Below are 16,708 nucleotides of genomic sequence, written 5' to 3' on the forward strand. Positions count from 1 at the left end.
CTCCCTCGTGAGTACGGGCACAGCACAGGCAGGGCACCCCACGGCAGCGGCCGCCGGAACGGCTTCCGACGTGGTCTGCGCGGTGCGTGACCTGGTCAAGACGTACCCGGCGGTGCGCGGCCGGCGCGGGGCCCCCGCCCTGCCCGAGACCCGGGCCAACGACGGGATCTCCCTGGAGGTCCGGCGCGGCGAGATCTTCGGCCTGCTCGGCCCCAACGGCGCCGGCAAGTCCACCCTGGTCCGCCAGCTGACCGGGCTGATGCGGCCCGACGAGGGCGCCGTCACCCTGCTCGGCCACGACCTCGTGCGCCACCCCGAGCGGGCCGCCCGCCTCCTGGCCTACCTCGGCCAGGAGTCCACCGCCCTCGACGAGCTCACCGTCTCCCTGGCCGCCGAGACCACCGGCCGGCTCCGCGGACTCGCCGCGCGCGACGCGCGGACCGCGCGGGACGAGGTGCTGGAGGAACTGGGGCTGACCGCGATCGCCGGACGCCCCCTGAAGAAGCTCTCCGGCGGCCAGCGCCGCCTCGCCTGCTTCGCAACGGCCCTGGTCGGCGAGCGGCCCGTGCTCGTCCTCGACGAGCCCACCACCGGCATGGACCCCGTCGCCCGGCGCGCCGTGTGGGCCGCCGTGGACCGGCGCCGCGAGCGCCACGGCGCCACCGTCCTGCTGGTCACCCACAACGTCATCGAGGCCGAGACGGTCCTCGACCGGGTCGCCGTCATCGACCAGGGCAAGGTCATCGCCTGCGACACCCCCGCCGGACTCAAGGCCCGCGTCTCCGACGAGGTCCGCCTGGAGCTGGTGTGGCGCACCGCCCCGCCGCTGGAGGTCCCCGAGGTCGCGGAGCTCGCCCCGCGGGCGGCCGAGTCCGGGCGGCGCTGGGTGCTGCGGCTGGGCCAGGACGAGGCCCGCGCCGCCGTCGCCGCCGTGACCGGCGGCCCGGCCTTCGCCGCCCTCGACGATTTCACGTTGGCCACGCCGAGCCTGGAGGACGTCTACCTCGCGCTGGGTGGACGGATGAAGGGTCTGGTCAAGTCGTGACCGACGTCGCTGCCGCGGTACCCGGGGTGCTCGCGCCCCGCGCCCGCTTCTTCCCCGCGCTCGCCGCCGTCTACCGGGCCCAGCTGTCCCGGGCACGCGTGGCGCGCATCCCGCTGCTGTTCGTGGCCACCTTCCAGTCCGTCGGGATCATGATCCTGATGCGGGGCGTGGTCGACGGGGGCGGCGGCTCCGAGGCGCGTGCCGTCGTCGCCGGCTCGTCCGTGCTGGTGGTCGCCTTCGTCGCGCTGAACCTGCTCGCGCAGTACTTCGGGCAGCTCCGGGCGAGCGGCGGGCTGGACCACTACGCCACCCTGCCGGTGCCGCCCGCCTCGGTGGTGCTGGGTGCGGCCGCCGCGTACGCCTCCTTCACCCTGCCGGGGACCCTGGTCACGGCCGTCTTCGGCTGCGTGCTGTTCGGGCTGCCGATGGGCGGGCTGTGGATCCTGGCCGCCGTGGTGCCGCTCGCCGGGGCCGCCCTCGCCGGGCTCGGCGCCGCGCTGGGGCTGCTCGCCCCGCGCCAGGAGCTGGCCACGCTGGCCGGGCAGCTGGGCATGTCGGCGGCGCTGCTGCTGGGGGTGCTGCCGCCGGAGCGGATGCCCGGCCCGGTCGTCTGGGCGCGGGACCTGCTGCCGTCCACCTACGGGGTGCAGGCCTTCGCGGAGACCTTCGCCCCGCACCCGCACTGGTCGGCGGTCGCCCTCGACCTCGGGGTGTGCGGGGCCGTCGGGCTGCTGTCCCTGACCGTCGCCACCTGGGCCTACCGGCGGGCGGCGGTCCGCTGACGCCGTCGCCGGGCGTACCTGGCACGATGTGGGGGTGACCGAAGCCGTGACGCCGCCGTCGTCTCCCTCCGACCTCCCCGACCTCCCGAAGCCGGAGGACGCCGTCACCCCGGCGGACATCCGTGACGGGGCCGCCGTCGCCCTCGTGGTGGGCGTGGCCGGGGTACTCCTCGGGCTGCTGTGGGTGTGGCTCGCGCCGCGCGTCCAGTACGTCTCCAACGGCGAGGCCGTCTTCCTGCGGGACACCGAGAGCGAGGCGCGGATCGGGGCCGACGGGACGTTCTTCCTGCTGGCGCTGGGGTTCGGGGTGCTGAGCGCGCTCGGCGTGTTCCTGTGGCGGCGGCGCGGGGGCGTACCCCTGGTGGTCGGGCTGGCCCTCGGGGCGGGCTTCGCCGCGCTGGTGGGGTGGCGGCTGGGGCTGTGGCTCGGACCGGGCTCCGACGTGCCGGCGGCCGCCGCGAAGGCCGGCAAGGGGGTGCCGTTCGACGCGCCGCTGCAGGTGCTGGCGTACGGGGTGCTGCTGGTGTGGCCGATGACGGCCGTCGCCGTCCACCTCGGGCTGACCGCCCTCTGGGGGCCGCGGGACCCGTCGCCGTCCACCGAGTCGTACGGCGCGTACCCGCCGGAACACCTCCACGCGGAGCCGTCCCCTCCGCACCTGTCCCCGTCGGAGCCTCCGCGCGCCGGTTCCTGACCCCCCGGCCTCCTCGCTTCCTGCGGGGAGACCGGTCCCACGAGGGGCTAAGGGCGGGCGATGGCGGCCAGTGTGGCCGTGGTCAGGGTGGTGAGGGCGGCGGGGGAGAGTTCGACCTCCAGGCCCCGGCGGCCCGCCGAGACGCAGATCGTGGGGTGCGCGGAGGCGGAAGCGTCCACCACCGTGCGCAGCCGCTTGCGCTGCCCCAGCGGGGAGATGCCGCCCCTGACGTAGCCCGTGGTGCGCTCCGCCAGCGCGGGGTCGGCCATCGCCGCCCGCTTCCCGCCCACCGCGCCCGCCAGGGCCTTCAGGTCCAGTGAGCCCGAGACCGGGACCACCGCCACCGTGAGGACCCCGTCGACGTCCGCGACGAGCGTCTTGAAGACCCGGTCCGGGGAGACGCCCATGGCCTCGGCGGCCTCCTCCCCGTAGGAGGGGTGGGCCGGGTCGTGCTCGTAGGCGTGCGTGGTGAAGTCGACCCCGGCCGCGGTCAGGGCGACGATCGCCGGAGTGCCCGCCGTCTGCTGCTTCTGCTTCTTCGCCATGCCTTCAGTTCGGGCTCGTCGGGGTGCGGGTCAGGTCCACCGCGGGCAGGGACGGGAGGTGCCGGATCACCGCGGTCTCGGCGCGCAGCAGCTTCAGCTCCTCCGCCAGGCGCGTCGCGGTGTCCGGGGCCTGAAGGAGGCGCTGCTTGGCCGGGATGTCCAGCACGGCGGCGGCCGCCACCAGGTAGGAGACCACCGAGGGCTCGTCCGGCAGGTCCGGCGTCGAGGCCAGGGTGCGCTCGCGGGCCCCGGCCAGGCGCTTCTGGTAGCTGCGGAAGGCCTGCAGGACCCCCTCCGAGAGGGCGCCCGCGCCCTCGCCCGCGTCCTCCGCGAGCTCCTCCAGCTCGGCGGCCAGGAACGGCCCCGACGCGTCGACCGACAGCAGCCGCACCCGGGTCGTGCCGGTGGCCAGCACCTCGAACGTGCCGTCCTCCCGCTCCCGGATCGTCGCCGCGTCCGCGATGCAGCCGACCCGGTGGAACGCCTGGATCGGGTCCGCGCCGAAGCCCGCCGCGGGACCCCGCGCGGGCAGCGCCGTCGGGTCGGGCAGACCGGGCGCGGTGGGGGCCACCTCCCGGCCGTCGCGGATCGCGACGACGGCGAACCGGCGCGGCTCGTCCTCCCCGGTCTTCAGCAGCTCGCGCATCATGGCGCGATACCGCTCCTCGAAGACGTTGAGCGGCAGCACGAGGCCCGGGAACAGAACCTGGTTCAGCGGGAAGAGGGGCAGGCGAACGGTGGTCACGAGGCACAGGGTAGTGGCCGGACGGCCCGGGCCGTCACCCCCGCCGCAGCAGCCGGGACGCGCCCGCGGCGACCGTCGTGGCCAGGATCCAGCCGAGCAGGACGAGGGCCGCCGCGGCCCACTGCCAGCCGCCCTGCACCTTCCACTGGCCCTCCTGACCGAGATCGATCACCGGCAGCAGCAGATCGAGCGCGTACAGGGCGGCGTTCCACTGCGGGTGCTCGTCCGCCTTGAGCGGTTCCGGACGGTGGCCGGAGAACAGCAGGGCGCCGGCCGCCCAGAGCACCGCCATCCACAGGGCCGCCCGCCCCGGCCGGTAGCCGTACACCACCGTCCAGTCCTGGAGGTACCCCCAGGCCCTGGCCGCGGGCGGCAGGGTGCTCCGGCGCCTCCGGTGCTTGGCGACCAGCACCTCGCGGGCGTCGGCGTCCTCCCCGCCGTCCCGCAGCACGGCCGCGAGCCGCTCGTAGGGCTCCGGGGAGTACTCGGGGGTGGCCGCCGCCACCCAGTCGAGGCGGCGGGCGAGCGGGAAGTGGCCCCGCGGGGCGAGGTTCTCGTAGACGAACCCCTCCATGGACAGGCGGCCGGGACCGGGCCAGCTCGTGGAGCGGTCGACCAGCTTGACCACCTTCGCCCCCGACACCACCACCCGGCCCCGCTGCGGCGCCTCGCCGACGAAGCGGAGCTCGGGGGTCTGGATCCGCCGGAGCGAGACCTCCTGGTCGGGCCGCAGGTCGAACCGGGCCCCGTAGAAGTCCACGGAGTCCCCGAAACGGCCGTCGTCCAGCCGCATCCCGCCCCCGCACTCGAAGCGCCGCTCCGGCCCGCCGCGCGTGGGGGTCTGGGCCCAGTCGTACGGGCGGGCCGGATCGGGAGCCTCGCGGGGCAGGCCCACGGAGGTCAGGTACAGGGTCCGCTCGACGGTCAGGGTCGGGGCGTTCAGCGCGCGCCGGCCGTACGGGTTGCGCAGCCGGGCCCCGCGCAGGCTCATCGAGGCGCCCACCTTCGCCCCGCGCAGGCTCACCTCCCCGTACGTCTCCACCATGTCGGCCTGGACGTCCTGCGCGACCGCCATCCCGTCGGCGGCGATCGCCCGCCCCCGGTTGTCCCGCTGGAAGACGGCCTGGCTGATCAGCAGGTCGGTGCCGATCTGGGCGTCGGTCAGCCGGATCCCCCGCGCCACCCGGCAGCGCGCCAGGTGCAGGTCCCCCTCGGTGTGCAGCCGGGCCGCCTCGATGCGGGGGACGGCGCAGTTGTCCAGCCGCAGGGTGCCGAAGCGGGTCTCGGAGAGCTGGATCTCGCCGTCGAAGCGGCACGCCCGGATCTCGACGTACGGGGGCACCGTGCCGCCCGACAGGTCGAGGCGCCCGGTGATCTGCGCGCCGCGCAGCTTCAGGCATCCGACGCGCCCCGGGACGGGCTCGGGTCCGGCCAGCAGGAGCAGGGCGACGACCTCCGCCCGGACCCGGCGCTCGGGACCCCACTCCGCGTCGCCGTGCGGGTCGTCCAGCTCGGCCACCCGGGCACTGAGGTCGCAGACGGTGCCCGCCCGGAACGTCTGCCACATGAGGTGTTCGGCGTCGGTCAGGTCACCCGGTCGCCCGTCCACCTGCGTTTCGGTCATGGCAGCCCCCCCGCTGTCACGTGCGTGTACGGGAAACGCTAAGGGGGGCCCGTGACATCCGGGACGTGTATCAGCCAGTGATACGGGCGAACGGTGGCGGGAGCCGGTCTGAGAGAATTGGGAGGTGATCTCTCGTATCGACCTGCGCGGTGACGCCCTCCCCGAGGGTGGCGCCCTGCGCGATCTGCTGCCCCGTGCCGAGTTCGACGTGGAAGCCGCACTGGAGAAAGTGCGGCCCATCTGCGAGGACGTCCATCATCGTGGCACGGCGGCGCTGATCGAGTACGCGCGGAAGTTCGACGGGGTGGAGCTGGAGCGGGTCAGGGTGCCCGCCGAGGCGCTGAAGGCCGCCCTCGACGAGCTGGACCCGGCCGTCCGCGCCGCCCTGGAGGAGTCCATCCGGCGCGCCCGGATCGTGCACCGCAACCAGCGCCGCACCGAGCACACCACCCAGGTGGTCCCCGGCGGCACCGTGACCGAGAAGTGGGTGCCGGTCGAGCGCGTGGGCCTGTACGCCCCGGGCGGCCGCTCCGTGTACCCGTCCTCCGTCGTGATGAACGTCGTACCGGCCCAGGAGGCGGGCGTCGAGTCGATCGCGCTCGCGTCCCCGCCGCAGAGGGAGTTCGGCGGCCTGCCGCACCCGACGATCCTCGCCGCGTGCGCGCTGCTCGGCGTGGACGAGGTGTACGCGGCCGGCGGCGCCGTCGCCGTCGCGATGTTCGCGTACGGCACGGAGGACTGCCTCCCGGTCAACATGGTCACCGGCCCCGGCAACATCTGGGTCGCCGCCGCCAAGCGCTACTTCACCGGGAAGATCGGCATCGACACCGAGGCCGGCCCCACCGAGATCGCGGTCCTCGCGGACTCCACGGCCGACCCGGTCCACGTCGCCGCCGACCTGATCAGCCAGGCCGAGCACGACCCGCTGGCCGCCGCCGTGCTCGTCACGGACTCCGAGGAGCTCGCGGCCGCCGTCGAGAAGGAGCTGGAGCCGCAGGTCGCGGCCACCAAGCACGTCGAGGACCGGATCAAGCCCGCCCTCGCGGGCAAGCAGTCCGCGATCGTCCTGGTCGACAGCCTGGAGGACGGCCTCAAGGTCGTCGACGCGTACGGCGCCGAGCACCTGGAGATCCAGACCGCCGACGCCGCCGCGTGGGCCGCCCGCGTCCGCAACGCCGGGGCTGTCTTCGTCGGCCCCTGGGCACCGGTCTCCCTCGGCGACTACTGCGCCGGCTCGAACCACGTGCTGCCCACCGGCGGCTGCGCCTGCCACTCCTCCGGCCTGTCCGTGCAGTCCTTCCTGCGCGGCATCCACATCGTCGACTACACGCGGGACGCCCTCGCCGAGGTCACCCACCACGTGGTGACCCTCGCCGAGGCCGAGGACCTGCCCGCGCACGGCGCGGCCCTCAAGGCCCGCTTCGGATGGAAGGTGCCCACCCAGTGAGTTTCGGGATCGACGACCTCCCCATCCGGGACGAACTGCGCGGAAAGACCCCGTACGGCGCCCCCCAGCTCGACGTGCCCGTCCAGCTGAACACCAACGAGAACCCGTACGAGCTCCCCGAGGAGCTGGTCCGGCGCATCGCCGAGCGGGTGGCCGACGCCGCCCGCACCCTCAACCGCTACCCCGACCGCGACGCGGTCGAGCTGCGCACGGAACTGGCCGCCTACCTCACCCGTACCGGCAAGCACCCCGTCGCCCGGGAGAACGTCTGGGCCGCCAACGGCTCCAACGAGGTCATCCAGCAGCTGCTCCAGACCTTCGGCGGCCCCGGGCGCACCGCGATCGGCTTCGAGCCCTCGTACTCGATGCACGCGCTGATCGCCCGCGGCACGGGCACGGGCTGGATCTCCGGTCCGCGCCGGGACGACTTCACCATCGACCTGGCCGCCGCCGAGCAGGCCATCGCTTCGAGCGCCCCCGACGTCGTCTTCATCACCTCGCCCAACAACCCCACCGGCACCGCGGTCGAGGCCGAGACGGTCCTCGCCCTCTACGAGGCCGCGCAGGCAGCCAAGCCGTCCCTGGTCGTCGTGGACGAGGCGTACGTGGAGTTCAGCCACCGCGACTCGCTCCTGCCGCTGATCGAGGGCCGCCCCAACCTGGTGGTCTCCCGGACCATGTCCAAGGCCTTCGGCGCCGCCGGCCTGCGCCTGGGCTACCTGGCCGCGCACCCCGCGGTGGTCGACGCCGTCCAGCTGGTGCGCCTGCCGTACCACCTGTCGGCCGTCACCCAGGCGACCGCGCTGGCCGCCCTGGAGCACACCGACACCCTGCTCGGCTACGTCGAGCAGCTCAAGGCCGAACGGGACCGCCTCGTCACCGAGCTGCGGGCCATCGGCTACGAGGTCACCGAGTCCGACGCGAACTTCATCCAGTTCGGGAAGTTCGACGACTCGCACACCGCCTGGCAGAAGATCCTCGACCAGGGCGTCCTGGTCCGGGACAACGGCGTACCGGGCTGGCTGCGGGTCTCCGCCGGCACCCCGGCCGAGAACGACGCGTTCCTGGAAGCGGTTCGCGCACTGAAGAAGGAGCAGCAGGCATGAGCCGCATCGGACGGGTCGAACGGACCACGAAGGAGACCTCGGTCCTCGTCGAGATAAACCTCGACGGCACCGGCAAGGTCGACGTCTCGACCGGCGTGGGCTTCTACGACCACATGCTCGACCAGCTGGGCCGCCACGGACTCTTCGACCTCACCGTCAAGACCGACGGCGACCTGCACATCGACAGCCACCACACCATCGAGGACACCGCCCTCGCGCTCGGCGCCGCCTTCAGGCAGGCCCTCGGCGACAAGGTCGGCATCTACCGCTTCGGCAACTGCACCGTGCCGCTTGACGAGTCCCTGGCCCAGGTGACCGTCGACCTGTCCGGCCGCCCGTACCTCGTGCACACCGAGCCCGAGAACATGGCGCCGATGATCGGCGAGTACGACACGACGATGACCCGGCACATCTTCGAGTCCTTCGTGGCGCAGGCCCAGATCGCCCTGCACATCCACGTCCCGTACGGCCGCAACGCCCACCACATCGTGGAGTGCCAGTTCAAGGCCCTGGCCCGGGCCCTGCGCTACGCCGCGGAGTTCGACCCGCGCGCCGCCGGGATCCTGCCCTCCACGAAGGGCGCCCTCTAGCCGTGAACGGCCTCAACACCATCCTGATCGTCCTCGGCCTGTTCCTGGCCGGGGGCGTCTACTCCTTCCAGAAGCAGAAGATGCCCAAGTCGGTGATCATTCTGCTCGCCCTCGGCTCCGTGATGTGCCTCGCGGCCGGAGTCCTGCGAATCCAAGGAATCTGGGAATGAGCGCAGCAAAGAACATCGTCGTCTTCGACTACGGCTTCGGCAACGTCCGCTCCGCCGAGCGGGCCCTCGCCCGCGTCGGCGCCGACGTCGAGATCACCCGCGACTACGACAAGGCGATGGACGCCGACGGCCTCCTGGTCCCCGGCGTGGGCGCCTTCTCGGCCTGCATGCAGGGCCTCAAGGACGCCCGCGGCGACTGGATCATCGGCCGCCGCCTCTCCGGCGGCCGCCCGGTCATGGGCATCTGCGTCGGCATGCAGATCCTCTTCGAGCGCGGCATCGAGCACGGGGTGGAGACCGAGGGCCTCGACGAGTGGCCCGGCACGGTCGGCCCGCTCAAGGCCCCCGTCGTCCCCCACATGGGCTGGAACACCGTGGACGCGCCCGCCGACAGCCAGGCCTTCGCCGGGCTCGACGCCGACGCCCGCTTCTACTTCGTCCACTCCTACGCGGCGCACGACTGGAGCCTGGAGGTCACCAACCCGGCCATCCGCGCGCCCAAGGTCACCTGGGCCACCCACGGCCGTCCCTTCGTCGCGGCCGTGGAGAACGGAGCCCTGTGGGCCACCCAGTTCCACCCCGAGAAGTCCGGTGACACCGGTGCCCAGCTGCTCACCAACTGGATCGAGACCCTCTGATGAAGACGCTTGAGCTCCTCCCCGCGGTCGACGTCCGCGACGGCCAGGCCGTGCGCCTCGTCCACGGCGTCTCCGGCAGCGAGACCTCCTACGGCTCCCCGCTGGAGGCGGCCCTCGCCTGGCAGCGCTCCGGCGCCGAATGGCTGCACCTCGTCGACCTGGACGCCGCCTTCGGCACCGGTGACAACCGCGCCCTGGTCGCCGGGATCACCCGCGCCATGGACATCAAGGTCGAGCTGTCCGGCGGCATCCGCGACGACGCCACGCTCGCCGCGGCCCTCGCCACCGGCTGCACCCGCGTGAACCTCGGCACCGCCGCCCTGGAGACCCCGGAGTGGGCCGCCAGGGCCATCGCCGAGCACGGCGACAAGATCGCCATCGGACTGGACGTGCGCGGCACCACCCTCAAGGGCCGCGGCTGGACCAGCGAGGGCGGCGACCTCTACGAGACCCTCGCCCGCCTGGACTCCGAGGGCTGTGCCCGCTACGTCGTCACCGACATCGGCAAGGACGGCACCCTCACCGGCCCCAACCTGGAGCTGCTGAAGAACGTCTGCGCCGCCACCGACCGCCCCGTCGTCGCCTCCGGCGGCATCTCCTCCCTGGACGACCTGCGCGCGCTCTCCGCGCTGGTCCCCGAGGGCGTCGAGGGCGCGATCGTCGGCAAGGCCCTGTACGCCAAGGCCTTCACCCTGGAAGAAGCCCTGAAGGTGGTCTCCGCATGAGCTCCGCAGACGTACGCCGCATCTCCTCCGGCGGCCCCTACGAGGACGTCATCGGCTACTCGCGCGCCGTCGCCCTCCCCAACGGCCTCGTCCTCGTCTCCGGCTGCACCGCGGCCGACGGGGGCGGCCCGTACGACCAGGCCGTCAAGGCCTTCGAGGTCGCCTTCAAGGCGCTCGCCGAGGCCGGGCTCGGCCCCGACGACGTCGTCCGCACCCGGATGTACCTCACGCACGCCCGGGACGTGGACGAGGTGGGCCGCGCCCACAAGGCCCTCTTCGACACCGTCCGCCCCGCCGCCTCGATGATCATCGTCTCCGGCTTCGTCGACCCGTCGATGGTCGTCGAGGTGGAGGTCGAGGCGTACAAGGCGGTGGCCGGATGAGCCTCGCCGTACGCGTGATCCCCTGCCTGGACGTGGACAACGGCCGGGTCGTCAAGGGCGTCAACTTCCAGAACCTGCGCGATGCCGGCGACCCGGTGGAGATGGCCAAGCTGTACGACGCCGAAGGCGCCGACGAGCTGACCTTCCTGGACATCACCGCCTCCTCCGGCAACCGCGAGACCACCTACGACGTGGTCCGCCGCACCGCCGAGCAGGTCTTCATCCCCCTGACGGTGGGAGGCGGCGTCCGCACGGCGGACGACGTCGACAAGCTGCTGCGGGCCGGCGCGGACAAGGTGGGCGTGAACACGGCCGCCATCGCGCGCCCGGAGCTGATCCAGGAGATCGCGGAACGCTTCGGCCGGCAGGTCCTGGTGCTGTCCGTCGACGCCCGCCGCACGGCCTCCGGCTCCTTCGAGGTCACCACCCACGGCGGCCGCCGGGGCACCGGCATCGACGCCGTCGAGTGGGCCCACCGGGCCGCCGAACTCGGCGCCGGGGAGATCCTGCTCAACTCGATGGACGCCGACGGCACGAAGGACGGCTACGACACCGAGATGATCGCGGCGGTCCGCAGGCACGTCACGGTCCCGGTGATCGCCTCCGGCGGCGCCGGCAGACTGGAGCACTTCCCGCCGGCCATCGAGGCGGGCGCCGACGCGGTGCTCGCGGCCTCGGTGTTCCACTTCGGCGACCTGCGGATCGCCGAGGTCAAGTCCGCCCTCCGCGAAGCGGGCCACCCGGTCCGCTGATCCCCCCCCCCGTGCCCCGCCGCCCGATCGCCGGCGGGGCCGGGTCCGGCGGAGTCAGATGCCCAGTTGCGCCCGCGTCAGGCGGGACACCGCTTCCTTCTCGCCCTCCAGTTCCACCGCCGCCGCGTCCTGCCGCCCGAAGCAGAACAGCGTCAGTTCGCCCGGTTCCCCGGTGACCGTCACCACCGGCACCCCCTTGTGCGCCACCGCCGTCCGCCCGTCCGGGCGCCGCAGGACCAGCCCGACCGGGGAGCGCCGCCCGGTGAGGCGGGCCAGTTTCTCCAGGCGGGACCAGAGCGCGTCCGAGAACACCGGGTCCAGCGCCCGCGGCGACCAGTCCGGCTGCGCCCGCCGCACGTCCTCCGCGTGGACGTAGAACTCCACCGCGTTGGCGGCCTCGTCGATCTGCTTCAGCGCGTACACCGACATCCGGGGCGGCCCCGTCCGGATCAGCTGGATGAGCTCCTCGTACGGCTTGGCCGCGTACTCCGCCATCGCCCGGTCCAGGCGGGCCTTGAGCGCGTTCAGCAGCAGGCCGCCCGCCGCGTCCGGGCGCCGCTCCCGGACCACCACGTGCGCCGCGAGCTCCCGCGCCCGCCAGCCTTCGCACAGCGTCGGCGCCTCCGGCCCGGCCGCCTCCAACAGGTCCGCCAGCAGCAGGCGTTCACGCTTCGCATGGGTAGACATGCGCGACAGCCTACGGCCGGATACCGCCCCGCGCGTGCTCATCAGGCGGACAGTGATCCGTTCCGGCCCCGATCACGCGGCACAATGGCCCGCATGAGTACGTCCTCACTCGATCCCGCCATCGCCGCCCGCCTCAAGCGCTCCGCGGACGGTCTGGTACCGGCCATCGCCCAGCAGTACGACACCGGCGAGGTGCTCATGCTCGGCTGGATGGACGACGAGGCCCTGCACCGGACCCTGACCACCGGCCGCTGCACCTACTGGTCCCGCAGCCGCCGGGAGTACTGGGTCAAGGGGGACACTTCCGGCCACGTCCAGCACGTGAAGTCGGTGGCCCTCGACTGCGACGCGGACACCCTGCTCGTCAAGGTCGACCAGGTCGGCGCCGCCTGCCACACCGGCGCCCGCACGTGTTTCGACGCCGATGTCCTTCCGCTGGCCGCCGAATAGCTAGGTAGGTTCCCCCGCCATGGATCTTGAGACGTTTCGCAAGCTCGCGGCCGACCGCCGCGTCATCCCCGTGAGCCGCCGACTCCTGGCCGACGGGGACACCCCCGTCGGGCTCTACCGGAAGCTGGCAGCCGAACGCCCGGGCACCTTCCTCCTCGAATCCGCCGAGAACGGCCGCTCCTGGTCCCGCTACTCCTTCGTCGGCGTCCGCAGCGCCTCCACCCTGACCGTCAAGGACGGCCAGGCGCACTGGATCGGCACCCCGCCCGTCGGCGTCCCCACGGACGGCGACCCGCTGCAGGCGCTGCGCGCCACCGTCGAGGCCCTGCACACCCCCCGCGACCTCGCGGGCGGGATGCCCCCCTTCACCGGCGGCATGGTCGGCTACCTGGGCTACGACATCGTCCGCCGGCTGGAGCGCATCGGCGAGCACACCTCCGACGACCTGCGGCTCCCCGAGCTCACCATGCTGCTCACCTCCGACCTGGCGGTCCTCGACCACTGGGACGGCACGGTCCTGCTGATCGCCAACGCGATCAACCACAACGCGCTCGACACCGGCGCCGACGAGGCCTACGCGGACGCCGTCGCCCGCCTCGACGCCATGGAGGCGGACCTCGCCCGGCCCGCGCCCTACGTACCGGCCCCGCTCCCGGAGTCCGAGCTGCCCGCCTTCGAGGCGCTCTGGGGCGGAGAGCAGTTCCAGGCCGCCGTCGAGGACGTCAAGGAGCGCATCCGGGCCGGCGAGGCCTTCCAGGTGGTGCCCTCGCAGCGGTTCGAGACCCCCTGCAGCGCCTCCGCACTGGACGTGTACCGCGTCCTGCGGGCCACGAACCCGTCCCCGTACATGTACCTCTTCCGCTTCGAGAACGGCTTCGACGTGGTCGGGTCCAGCCCCGAGGCGCTGGTCAAGGTCGAGGACGGGCGGGCCATGGTCCACCCCATCGCCGGCACCCGGCACCGCGGCGCGACCCCGCAGCGGGACAACGAGCTCGCCGAGGAGCTGCTGGCCGACCCCAAGGAGCGCGCCGAGCACCTGATGCTCGTCGACCTCGGGCGCAACGACCTGGGCCGGGTCTGCGAGCCGGGCTCGGTCGAGGTCGTGGACTTCATGAGCATCGAGCGCTACTCGCACGTCATGCACATCGTCTCCACCGTCACCGGGCGGGTCGCGGAGGGCAAGACCGCCTTCGACGTGCTCACCGCCTGCTTCCCGGCCGGCACCCTCTCGGGCGCCCCCAAGCCGCGCGCCATGCAGATCATCGAGGAGCTGGAGCCCTCCCGCCGGGGCCTCTACGGCGGGTGCGTCGGCTACCTCGACTTCGCGGGCGACTCCGACACGGCGATCGCCATCCGCACCGCGCTGCTGCGCGACGGGACGGCGTACGTGCAGGCCGGAGCGGGTGTGGTCGCGGATTCGGTACCGGAGCTGGAGGACCTGGAGTGCCGCAACAAGGCGGCCGCCGTGCTCCGCGCCGTGGGAGCGGCGAACCGCCTCCACCACGGCTGAGGGCGTAGGGGATAGTGGGGTACGTGAGTGCCGTACCCCCACCCCCCGCCGCCCCCGCCGACGCCGAGGCCCCCGAGGCCGGGAGCGCCCGCCGCAGCGTGGCCGTCGCCCTGCTGCTCGGCGCGCTCGGCGCCACCGTCGTCCTGCTCGCCTCCGGCCGCGTCTGGGCCCGGGGCAGCGCCGCCGTGGGAGGCGGCTCGCTCCCGCTGACGGCGGACGGGCGGGCCGTCACGGGCCTGCCCGCGGCCCTGGCCATCGTCGGCCTCGCGGCCCTGGTGGCGGTGTTCGCCGTACGGGGCCGCGGGCGGCTGCTGGTGTCCGTCCTGCTCGCGCTGAGCGGCCTCGGCGGGGCGCTGTCCGCGGTGGCCGCCGCCGACGACCACCGGGCGCTCGACGAACGGGCCGTCACCGCCACGGCCGACACCGCCGCCCGGGCGGCCGAACTGACCCATACGGCCTGGCCGTACATCACGGCCGCGGGCGCGGTCCTGATCCTGCTCGCCGGGCTCCTCGCGGTCCGCTTCGGCCGTGGCTGGCCCGCCATGGGCGGCCGCTACGAGCGCGACGGCAGCCCGCGCCACAGGACTCCCGCGGCGGTGGACCCGGACCGGCCGGAGGACCTGTGGAAGGCTCTGGACCGGGGCGAGGACCCCACCCACTAAGCCCCACCCAGTGGAGAATCCGCACGCCCCGTGCGGGACAATGACAGTGAGCGTGCGTACCGCACGTGCGACAGAGCAACGAGGAGCAACTCATGGCGGGCACGAGCCACGGACACACCCCGGCCGCCTGGACCGGTGTCATCATCGCCTTCATCGGTTTCTGCGTCTCCGGCGCCTTCATGGTGCTGGCGAACCCGCTCGGGTTCTGGGCGGGTCTCGTCGTCGTCGCGCTCGGCGGAGTCGTCGGTCTCGCGATGCGGGCCGCGGGCATGGGCGCGCCGAAGGCCGCCCACCGCGACCTCGCCGAGGTCATCGCCGCCAACCGCGTTCCCGCCAAGGTCTGAGCGCGGTTCCCGCGGATCCCGCGGTTCGAAAGGCGCGGCCCGGTCGGGCTGCGCCTTTTGTCATGACCGGAGAGAATCAGCGGGTGGACGCCTCTCGCACCCCCGCCGCCCCCGCTCCCGCCGCCCCGCCCGGCGGGTCCGGGCCCCGGTGGCCCGTACCGCCCGAGCCGTCGCCCGCGGCGGTGCCGCGGGTCCGGCGGGCCGTCGCGCCGGTGCTCACCCTGGCCGGGGCCGTGGCCGCCTTCGCGTACGTGGGCACCGTGGACCCGAACGAGCCCGGTCACTACCCGGTGTGCCCGCTGCTGCGGCTGACCGGGATCCTGTGTCCGGGCTGCGGCGGGCTGCGCAGCGCGCACGCCTTCGCCCAGGGGGACCTCGCCGCGGCGCTCGGCGCCAATGCCGTGGCCGTCGCGGGCTACTTCGTCTTCGCCGGTTTCCTGGCCTTGTGGCTGGTGCGGGCCTTCGGCGGCCGTCCGGCGCCGCGGATCGCGCTGCGGCCGGCGTACTGGTGGGGGATCGGCGCGCTGGTGCTGCTCTTCTCGATCGTCCGAAATCTCCCGTTTGGTTCCGCTCTCGCCCCGTGAAGCGCGGCGCCCCTTGCGGGGAGCCATGGGAATGCCATATTCCGACTGTCCAGTCAATGGGAAACCGCGAAGTCAGTGCAGAGCGCGTAGAGAGCTGCGGATACCATTTGAGTGCTGACCTTGCAGTGGAACGTGTCTGCAAGGCGGCCGACCGTCATCAACCCGGAAGGGGGCCGCTCGCGTGAGTGTGCTCGACGAGATCATCGAAGGGGTCCGCGAAGACCTTGCCGAACGGCAGGCCCGCGTGAGCCTCGACGAGCTCAAGGAGCGTGCCGCCAAGGCGCCCCAGGCCAAGGACGGTGTCGCCGCCCTGCGTGGCGACAGCGTCAAGGTGATCTGCGAGGTCAAGCGCTCCAGCCCCTCCAAGGGCGCGCTGGCCGCGATCGCCGATCCGGCCGGGCTCGCCGCCGACTACGAGGCCGGCGGTGCGGCGGTCATCTCCGTCCTCACCGAACAGCGCCGCTTCGGCGGCTCGCTGGCCGACCTGGAGGCCGTCCGCGCCCGCGTGGACATCCCGATCCTGCGCAAGGACTTCATCGTCACGGCGTACCAGCTGTGGGAGGCCCGCGCCTACGGCGCCGACCTCGTGCTGCTGATCGTCGCTGCCCTGGACCAGGAGGCCCTCGTCTCCCTCATCGAGCGGGCCGAGTCCATCGGCCTCACCCCGCTCGTGGAGGTCCACGACGAGGAGGAGATCGAGCGGGCCGTCGCCGCGGGCGCCAAGATCATCGGCGTCAACGCGCGCAACCTCAAGGACCTCAAGGTCGACCGCTCCACCTTCGAGCGGATCGTCGGAGAGATCCCGCCCCACATCGTGAAGGTCGCCGAGTCCGGCATCCGCGGACCGCACGACCTGATCGCGTACGCCAACGAGGGCGCCGACGCCGTCCTCGTCGGAGAGTCCCTGGTCACCGGACGCGACCCGAAGGCGGCCGTCGCCGACCTCGTCGCCGCCGGAGCCCACCCCGCCCTGCGCCACGGCCGGAGCTGACCCTTCCCATGCCTCCTTCCCGCCCCTCCGTCCGCACCCGACCGGGCCACGGCCCGGCCGGCGTGCCGACGGCGCACGCGCCCCTGGCGCGCGGCTGCCGCCCCCGCGGCTGCCGCGCCCCGGCCCGGCGCGTGCACGGCCGGCGGGTGCGGTACGTGATCGGCTCCGAGCCCGGTCAGGTCAACGGAATGCGATGGCGCGGCGGAGCCGCGCTGTAGACGACGGCCGCCCCGG

General features: G+C 73.5%; 22 protein-coding genes. 18 read left to right on the forward strand and 4 right to left on the reverse strand.

Going from position 1 to position 16,708, the window contains the following annotated elements:
- Positions 1 to 7: 7 nt before the first annotated feature.
- Genes OG295_RS25300 through OG295_RS25310 form a run of 3 tightly spaced genes read left to right on the forward strand, consistent with a single transcriptional unit; the run spans position 8 to position 2,521 of the window.
- Positions 8 to 1,045, forward strand: a complete 1,038-nt coding sequence (locus OG295_RS25300; RefSeq protein ID WP_371678951.1) for an ABC transporter ATP-binding protein — start codon at positions 8 to 10, stop codon at positions 1,043 to 1,045.
- On the forward strand, positions 1,042 to 1,827 hold the full coding sequence (locus OG295_RS25305; RefSeq protein ID WP_266838551.1) for an ABC transporter permease: 786 nt from the start codon (positions 1,042 to 1,044) through the stop codon (positions 1,825 to 1,827). Before OG295_RS25300 ends, OG295_RS25305 begins: the two co-directional genes overlap by 4 nt.
- A gap of 28 nt (positions 1,828 to 1,855) precedes the next feature.
- Positions 1,856 to 2,521 (forward strand): hypothetical protein, encoded by a 666-nt coding sequence (locus OG295_RS25310; protein ID WP_371678952.1) that lies wholly within the window; start codon positions 1,856 to 1,858, stop codon positions 2,519 to 2,521.
- 47 nt (positions 2,522 to 2,568) lie between these two features.
- Here the strand turns inward: OG295_RS25310 and ybaK are convergent, their stop codons facing one another.
- From ybaK to OG295_RS25325, 3 genes are read right to left on the reverse strand one after another with little or no spacing between them, the layout of a single operon-like run.
- The gene (gene ybaK, locus OG295_RS25315; protein ID WP_371678953.1) at positions 2,569 to 3,066 is read right to left on the reverse strand and encodes a Cys-tRNA(Pro) deacylase; all 498 of its coding nucleotides are present in this window, start codon (positions 3,064 to 3,066) and stop codon (positions 2,569 to 2,571) included.
- Between the two features lie 4 nt (positions 3,067 to 3,070).
- A complete protein-coding gene (locus tag OG295_RS25320; protein WP_371678954.1) occupies positions 3,071 to 3,811 on the reverse strand; it encodes an LON peptidase substrate-binding domain-containing protein in 741 nt (246 codons plus the stop codon).
- Between the two features lie 34 nt (positions 3,812 to 3,845).
- A complete protein-coding gene (locus OG295_RS25325) occupies positions 3,846 to 5,435 on the reverse strand; it encodes an oxidoreductase (RefSeq protein ID WP_371678955.1) in 1,590 nt (529 codons plus the stop codon).
- Between the two features lie 124 nt (positions 5,436 to 5,559).
- On the opposite strand from OG295_RS25325, the gene hisD reads away from it, so the two are divergent.
- From hisD to hisF, 8 genes are read left to right on the forward strand one after another with little or no spacing between them, the layout of a single operon-like run.
- A complete protein-coding gene (hisD, locus tag OG295_RS25330) occupies positions 5,560 to 6,882 on the forward strand; it encodes a histidinol dehydrogenase (protein WP_371678956.1) in 1,323 nt (440 codons plus the stop codon).
- Positions 6,861 to 7,988, forward strand: coding sequence for a histidinol-phosphate transaminase (locus OG295_RS25335; protein WP_371678957.1), 1,128 nt, complete (start codon positions 6,861 to 6,863; stop codon positions 7,986 to 7,988). The genes hisD and OG295_RS25335 overlap by 22 nt, the downstream gene beginning before the upstream one ends.
- Positions 7,985 to 8,578 (forward strand): imidazoleglycerol-phosphate dehydratase HisB, encoded by a 594-nt coding sequence (gene hisB, locus OG295_RS25340; RefSeq protein WP_048480319.1) that lies wholly within the window; start codon positions 7,985 to 7,987, stop codon positions 8,576 to 8,578. The genes OG295_RS25335 and hisB overlap by 4 nt, the downstream gene beginning before the upstream one ends.
- Before the next feature lie 2 nt (positions 8,579 to 8,580).
- Complete coding sequence (locus OG295_RS25345; RefSeq protein WP_266838544.1) at positions 8,581 to 8,748, forward strand: hypothetical protein; 168 nt, start codon at positions 8,581 to 8,583, stop codon at positions 8,746 to 8,748.
- A complete protein-coding gene (hisH, locus tag OG295_RS25350; RefSeq protein ID WP_371681302.1) occupies positions 8,739 to 9,386 on the forward strand; it encodes an imidazole glycerol phosphate synthase subunit HisH in 648 nt (215 codons plus the stop codon). The genes OG295_RS25345 and hisH overlap by 10 nt, the downstream gene beginning before the upstream one ends.
- Positions 9,386 to 10,111: a bifunctional 1-(5-phosphoribosyl)-5-((5-phosphoribosylamino)methylideneamino)imidazole-4-carboxamide isomerase/phosphoribosylanthranilate isomerase PriA gene (gene priA, locus OG295_RS25355; protein WP_371678958.1), complete on the forward strand. Its 726-nt coding sequence runs from the start codon at positions 9,386 to 9,388 to the stop codon at positions 10,109 to 10,111. Before hisH ends, priA begins: the two co-directional genes overlap by 1 nt.
- On the forward strand, positions 10,108 to 10,494 hold the full coding sequence (locus tag OG295_RS25360; protein WP_371678959.1) for a RidA family protein: 387 nt from the start codon (positions 10,108 to 10,110) through the stop codon (positions 10,492 to 10,494). The genes priA and OG295_RS25360 overlap by 4 nt, the downstream gene beginning before the upstream one ends.
- Entirely contained in the window at positions 10,491 to 11,246 is a 756-nt protein-coding gene (gene hisF / locus OG295_RS25365; protein ID WP_371678960.1) for an imidazole glycerol phosphate synthase subunit HisF, read from the forward strand. The genes OG295_RS25360 and hisF overlap by 4 nt, the downstream gene beginning before the upstream one ends.
- A gap of 54 nt (positions 11,247 to 11,300) precedes the next feature.
- On the opposite strand, the gene OG295_RS25370 is transcribed toward hisF, so the two are convergent.
- The gene (locus OG295_RS25370; protein WP_371678961.1) at positions 11,301 to 11,933 is read right to left on the reverse strand and encodes a TIGR03085 family metal-binding protein; all 633 of its coding nucleotides are present in this window, start codon (positions 11,931 to 11,933) and stop codon (positions 11,301 to 11,303) included.
- A gap of 84 nt (positions 11,934 to 12,017) precedes the next feature.
- On the opposite strand from OG295_RS25370, the gene hisI reads away from it, so the two are divergent.
- The 7 genes from hisI to trpM all read left to right on the forward strand — a co-directional run bounded on the left by hisI (position 12,018) and on the right by trpM (position 16,692).
- Complete coding sequence (hisI, locus tag OG295_RS25375; RefSeq protein WP_371678962.1) at positions 12,018 to 12,383, forward strand: phosphoribosyl-AMP cyclohydrolase; 366 nt, start codon at positions 12,018 to 12,020, stop codon at positions 12,381 to 12,383.
- Positions 12,384 to 12,402: 19 nt separating this feature from the next.
- Entirely contained in the window at positions 12,403 to 13,893 is a 1,491-nt protein-coding gene (locus tag OG295_RS25380) for an anthranilate synthase component I (RefSeq protein WP_371678963.1), read from the forward strand.
- A 14-nt stretch (positions 13,894 to 13,907) separates the two neighbouring features.
- Entirely contained in the window at positions 13,908 to 14,555 is a 648-nt protein-coding gene (locus OG295_RS25385) for a TIGR02234 family membrane protein (RefSeq protein WP_371678964.1), read from the forward strand.
- 92 nt (positions 14,556 to 14,647) lie between these two features.
- Positions 14,648 to 14,899 (forward strand): HGxxPAAW family protein, encoded by a 252-nt coding sequence (locus OG295_RS25390; RefSeq protein WP_266838535.1) that lies wholly within the window; start codon positions 14,648 to 14,650, stop codon positions 14,897 to 14,899.
- Between the two features lie 62 nt (positions 14,900 to 14,961).
- Complete coding sequence (locus tag OG295_RS25395) at positions 14,962 to 15,483, forward strand: DUF2752 domain-containing protein (protein ID WP_371678965.1); 522 nt, start codon at positions 14,962 to 14,964, stop codon at positions 15,481 to 15,483.
- 181 nt (positions 15,484 to 15,664) lie between these two features.
- A complete protein-coding gene (gene trpC, locus OG295_RS25400; protein ID WP_371678966.1) occupies positions 15,665 to 16,474 on the forward strand; it encodes an indole-3-glycerol phosphate synthase TrpC in 810 nt (269 codons plus the stop codon).
- A gap of 8 nt (positions 16,475 to 16,482) precedes the next feature.
- Positions 16,483 to 16,692 carry a tryptophan biosynthesis modulator TrpM gene (trpM, locus tag OG295_RS25405; RefSeq protein ID WP_266838532.1) on the forward strand — a complete coding sequence of 70 codons (210 nt, stop codon included), beginning with the start codon at positions 16,483 to 16,485 and terminating at the stop codon, positions 16,690 to 16,692.
- Positions 16,693 to 16,708: the final 16 nt, after the last annotated feature.

Source organism: Streptomyces sp. NBC_01276, assembly GCF_041435355.1.
Taxonomy (GTDB): Bacteria; Actinomycetota; Actinomycetes; order Streptomycetales; family Streptomycetaceae; genus Streptomyces.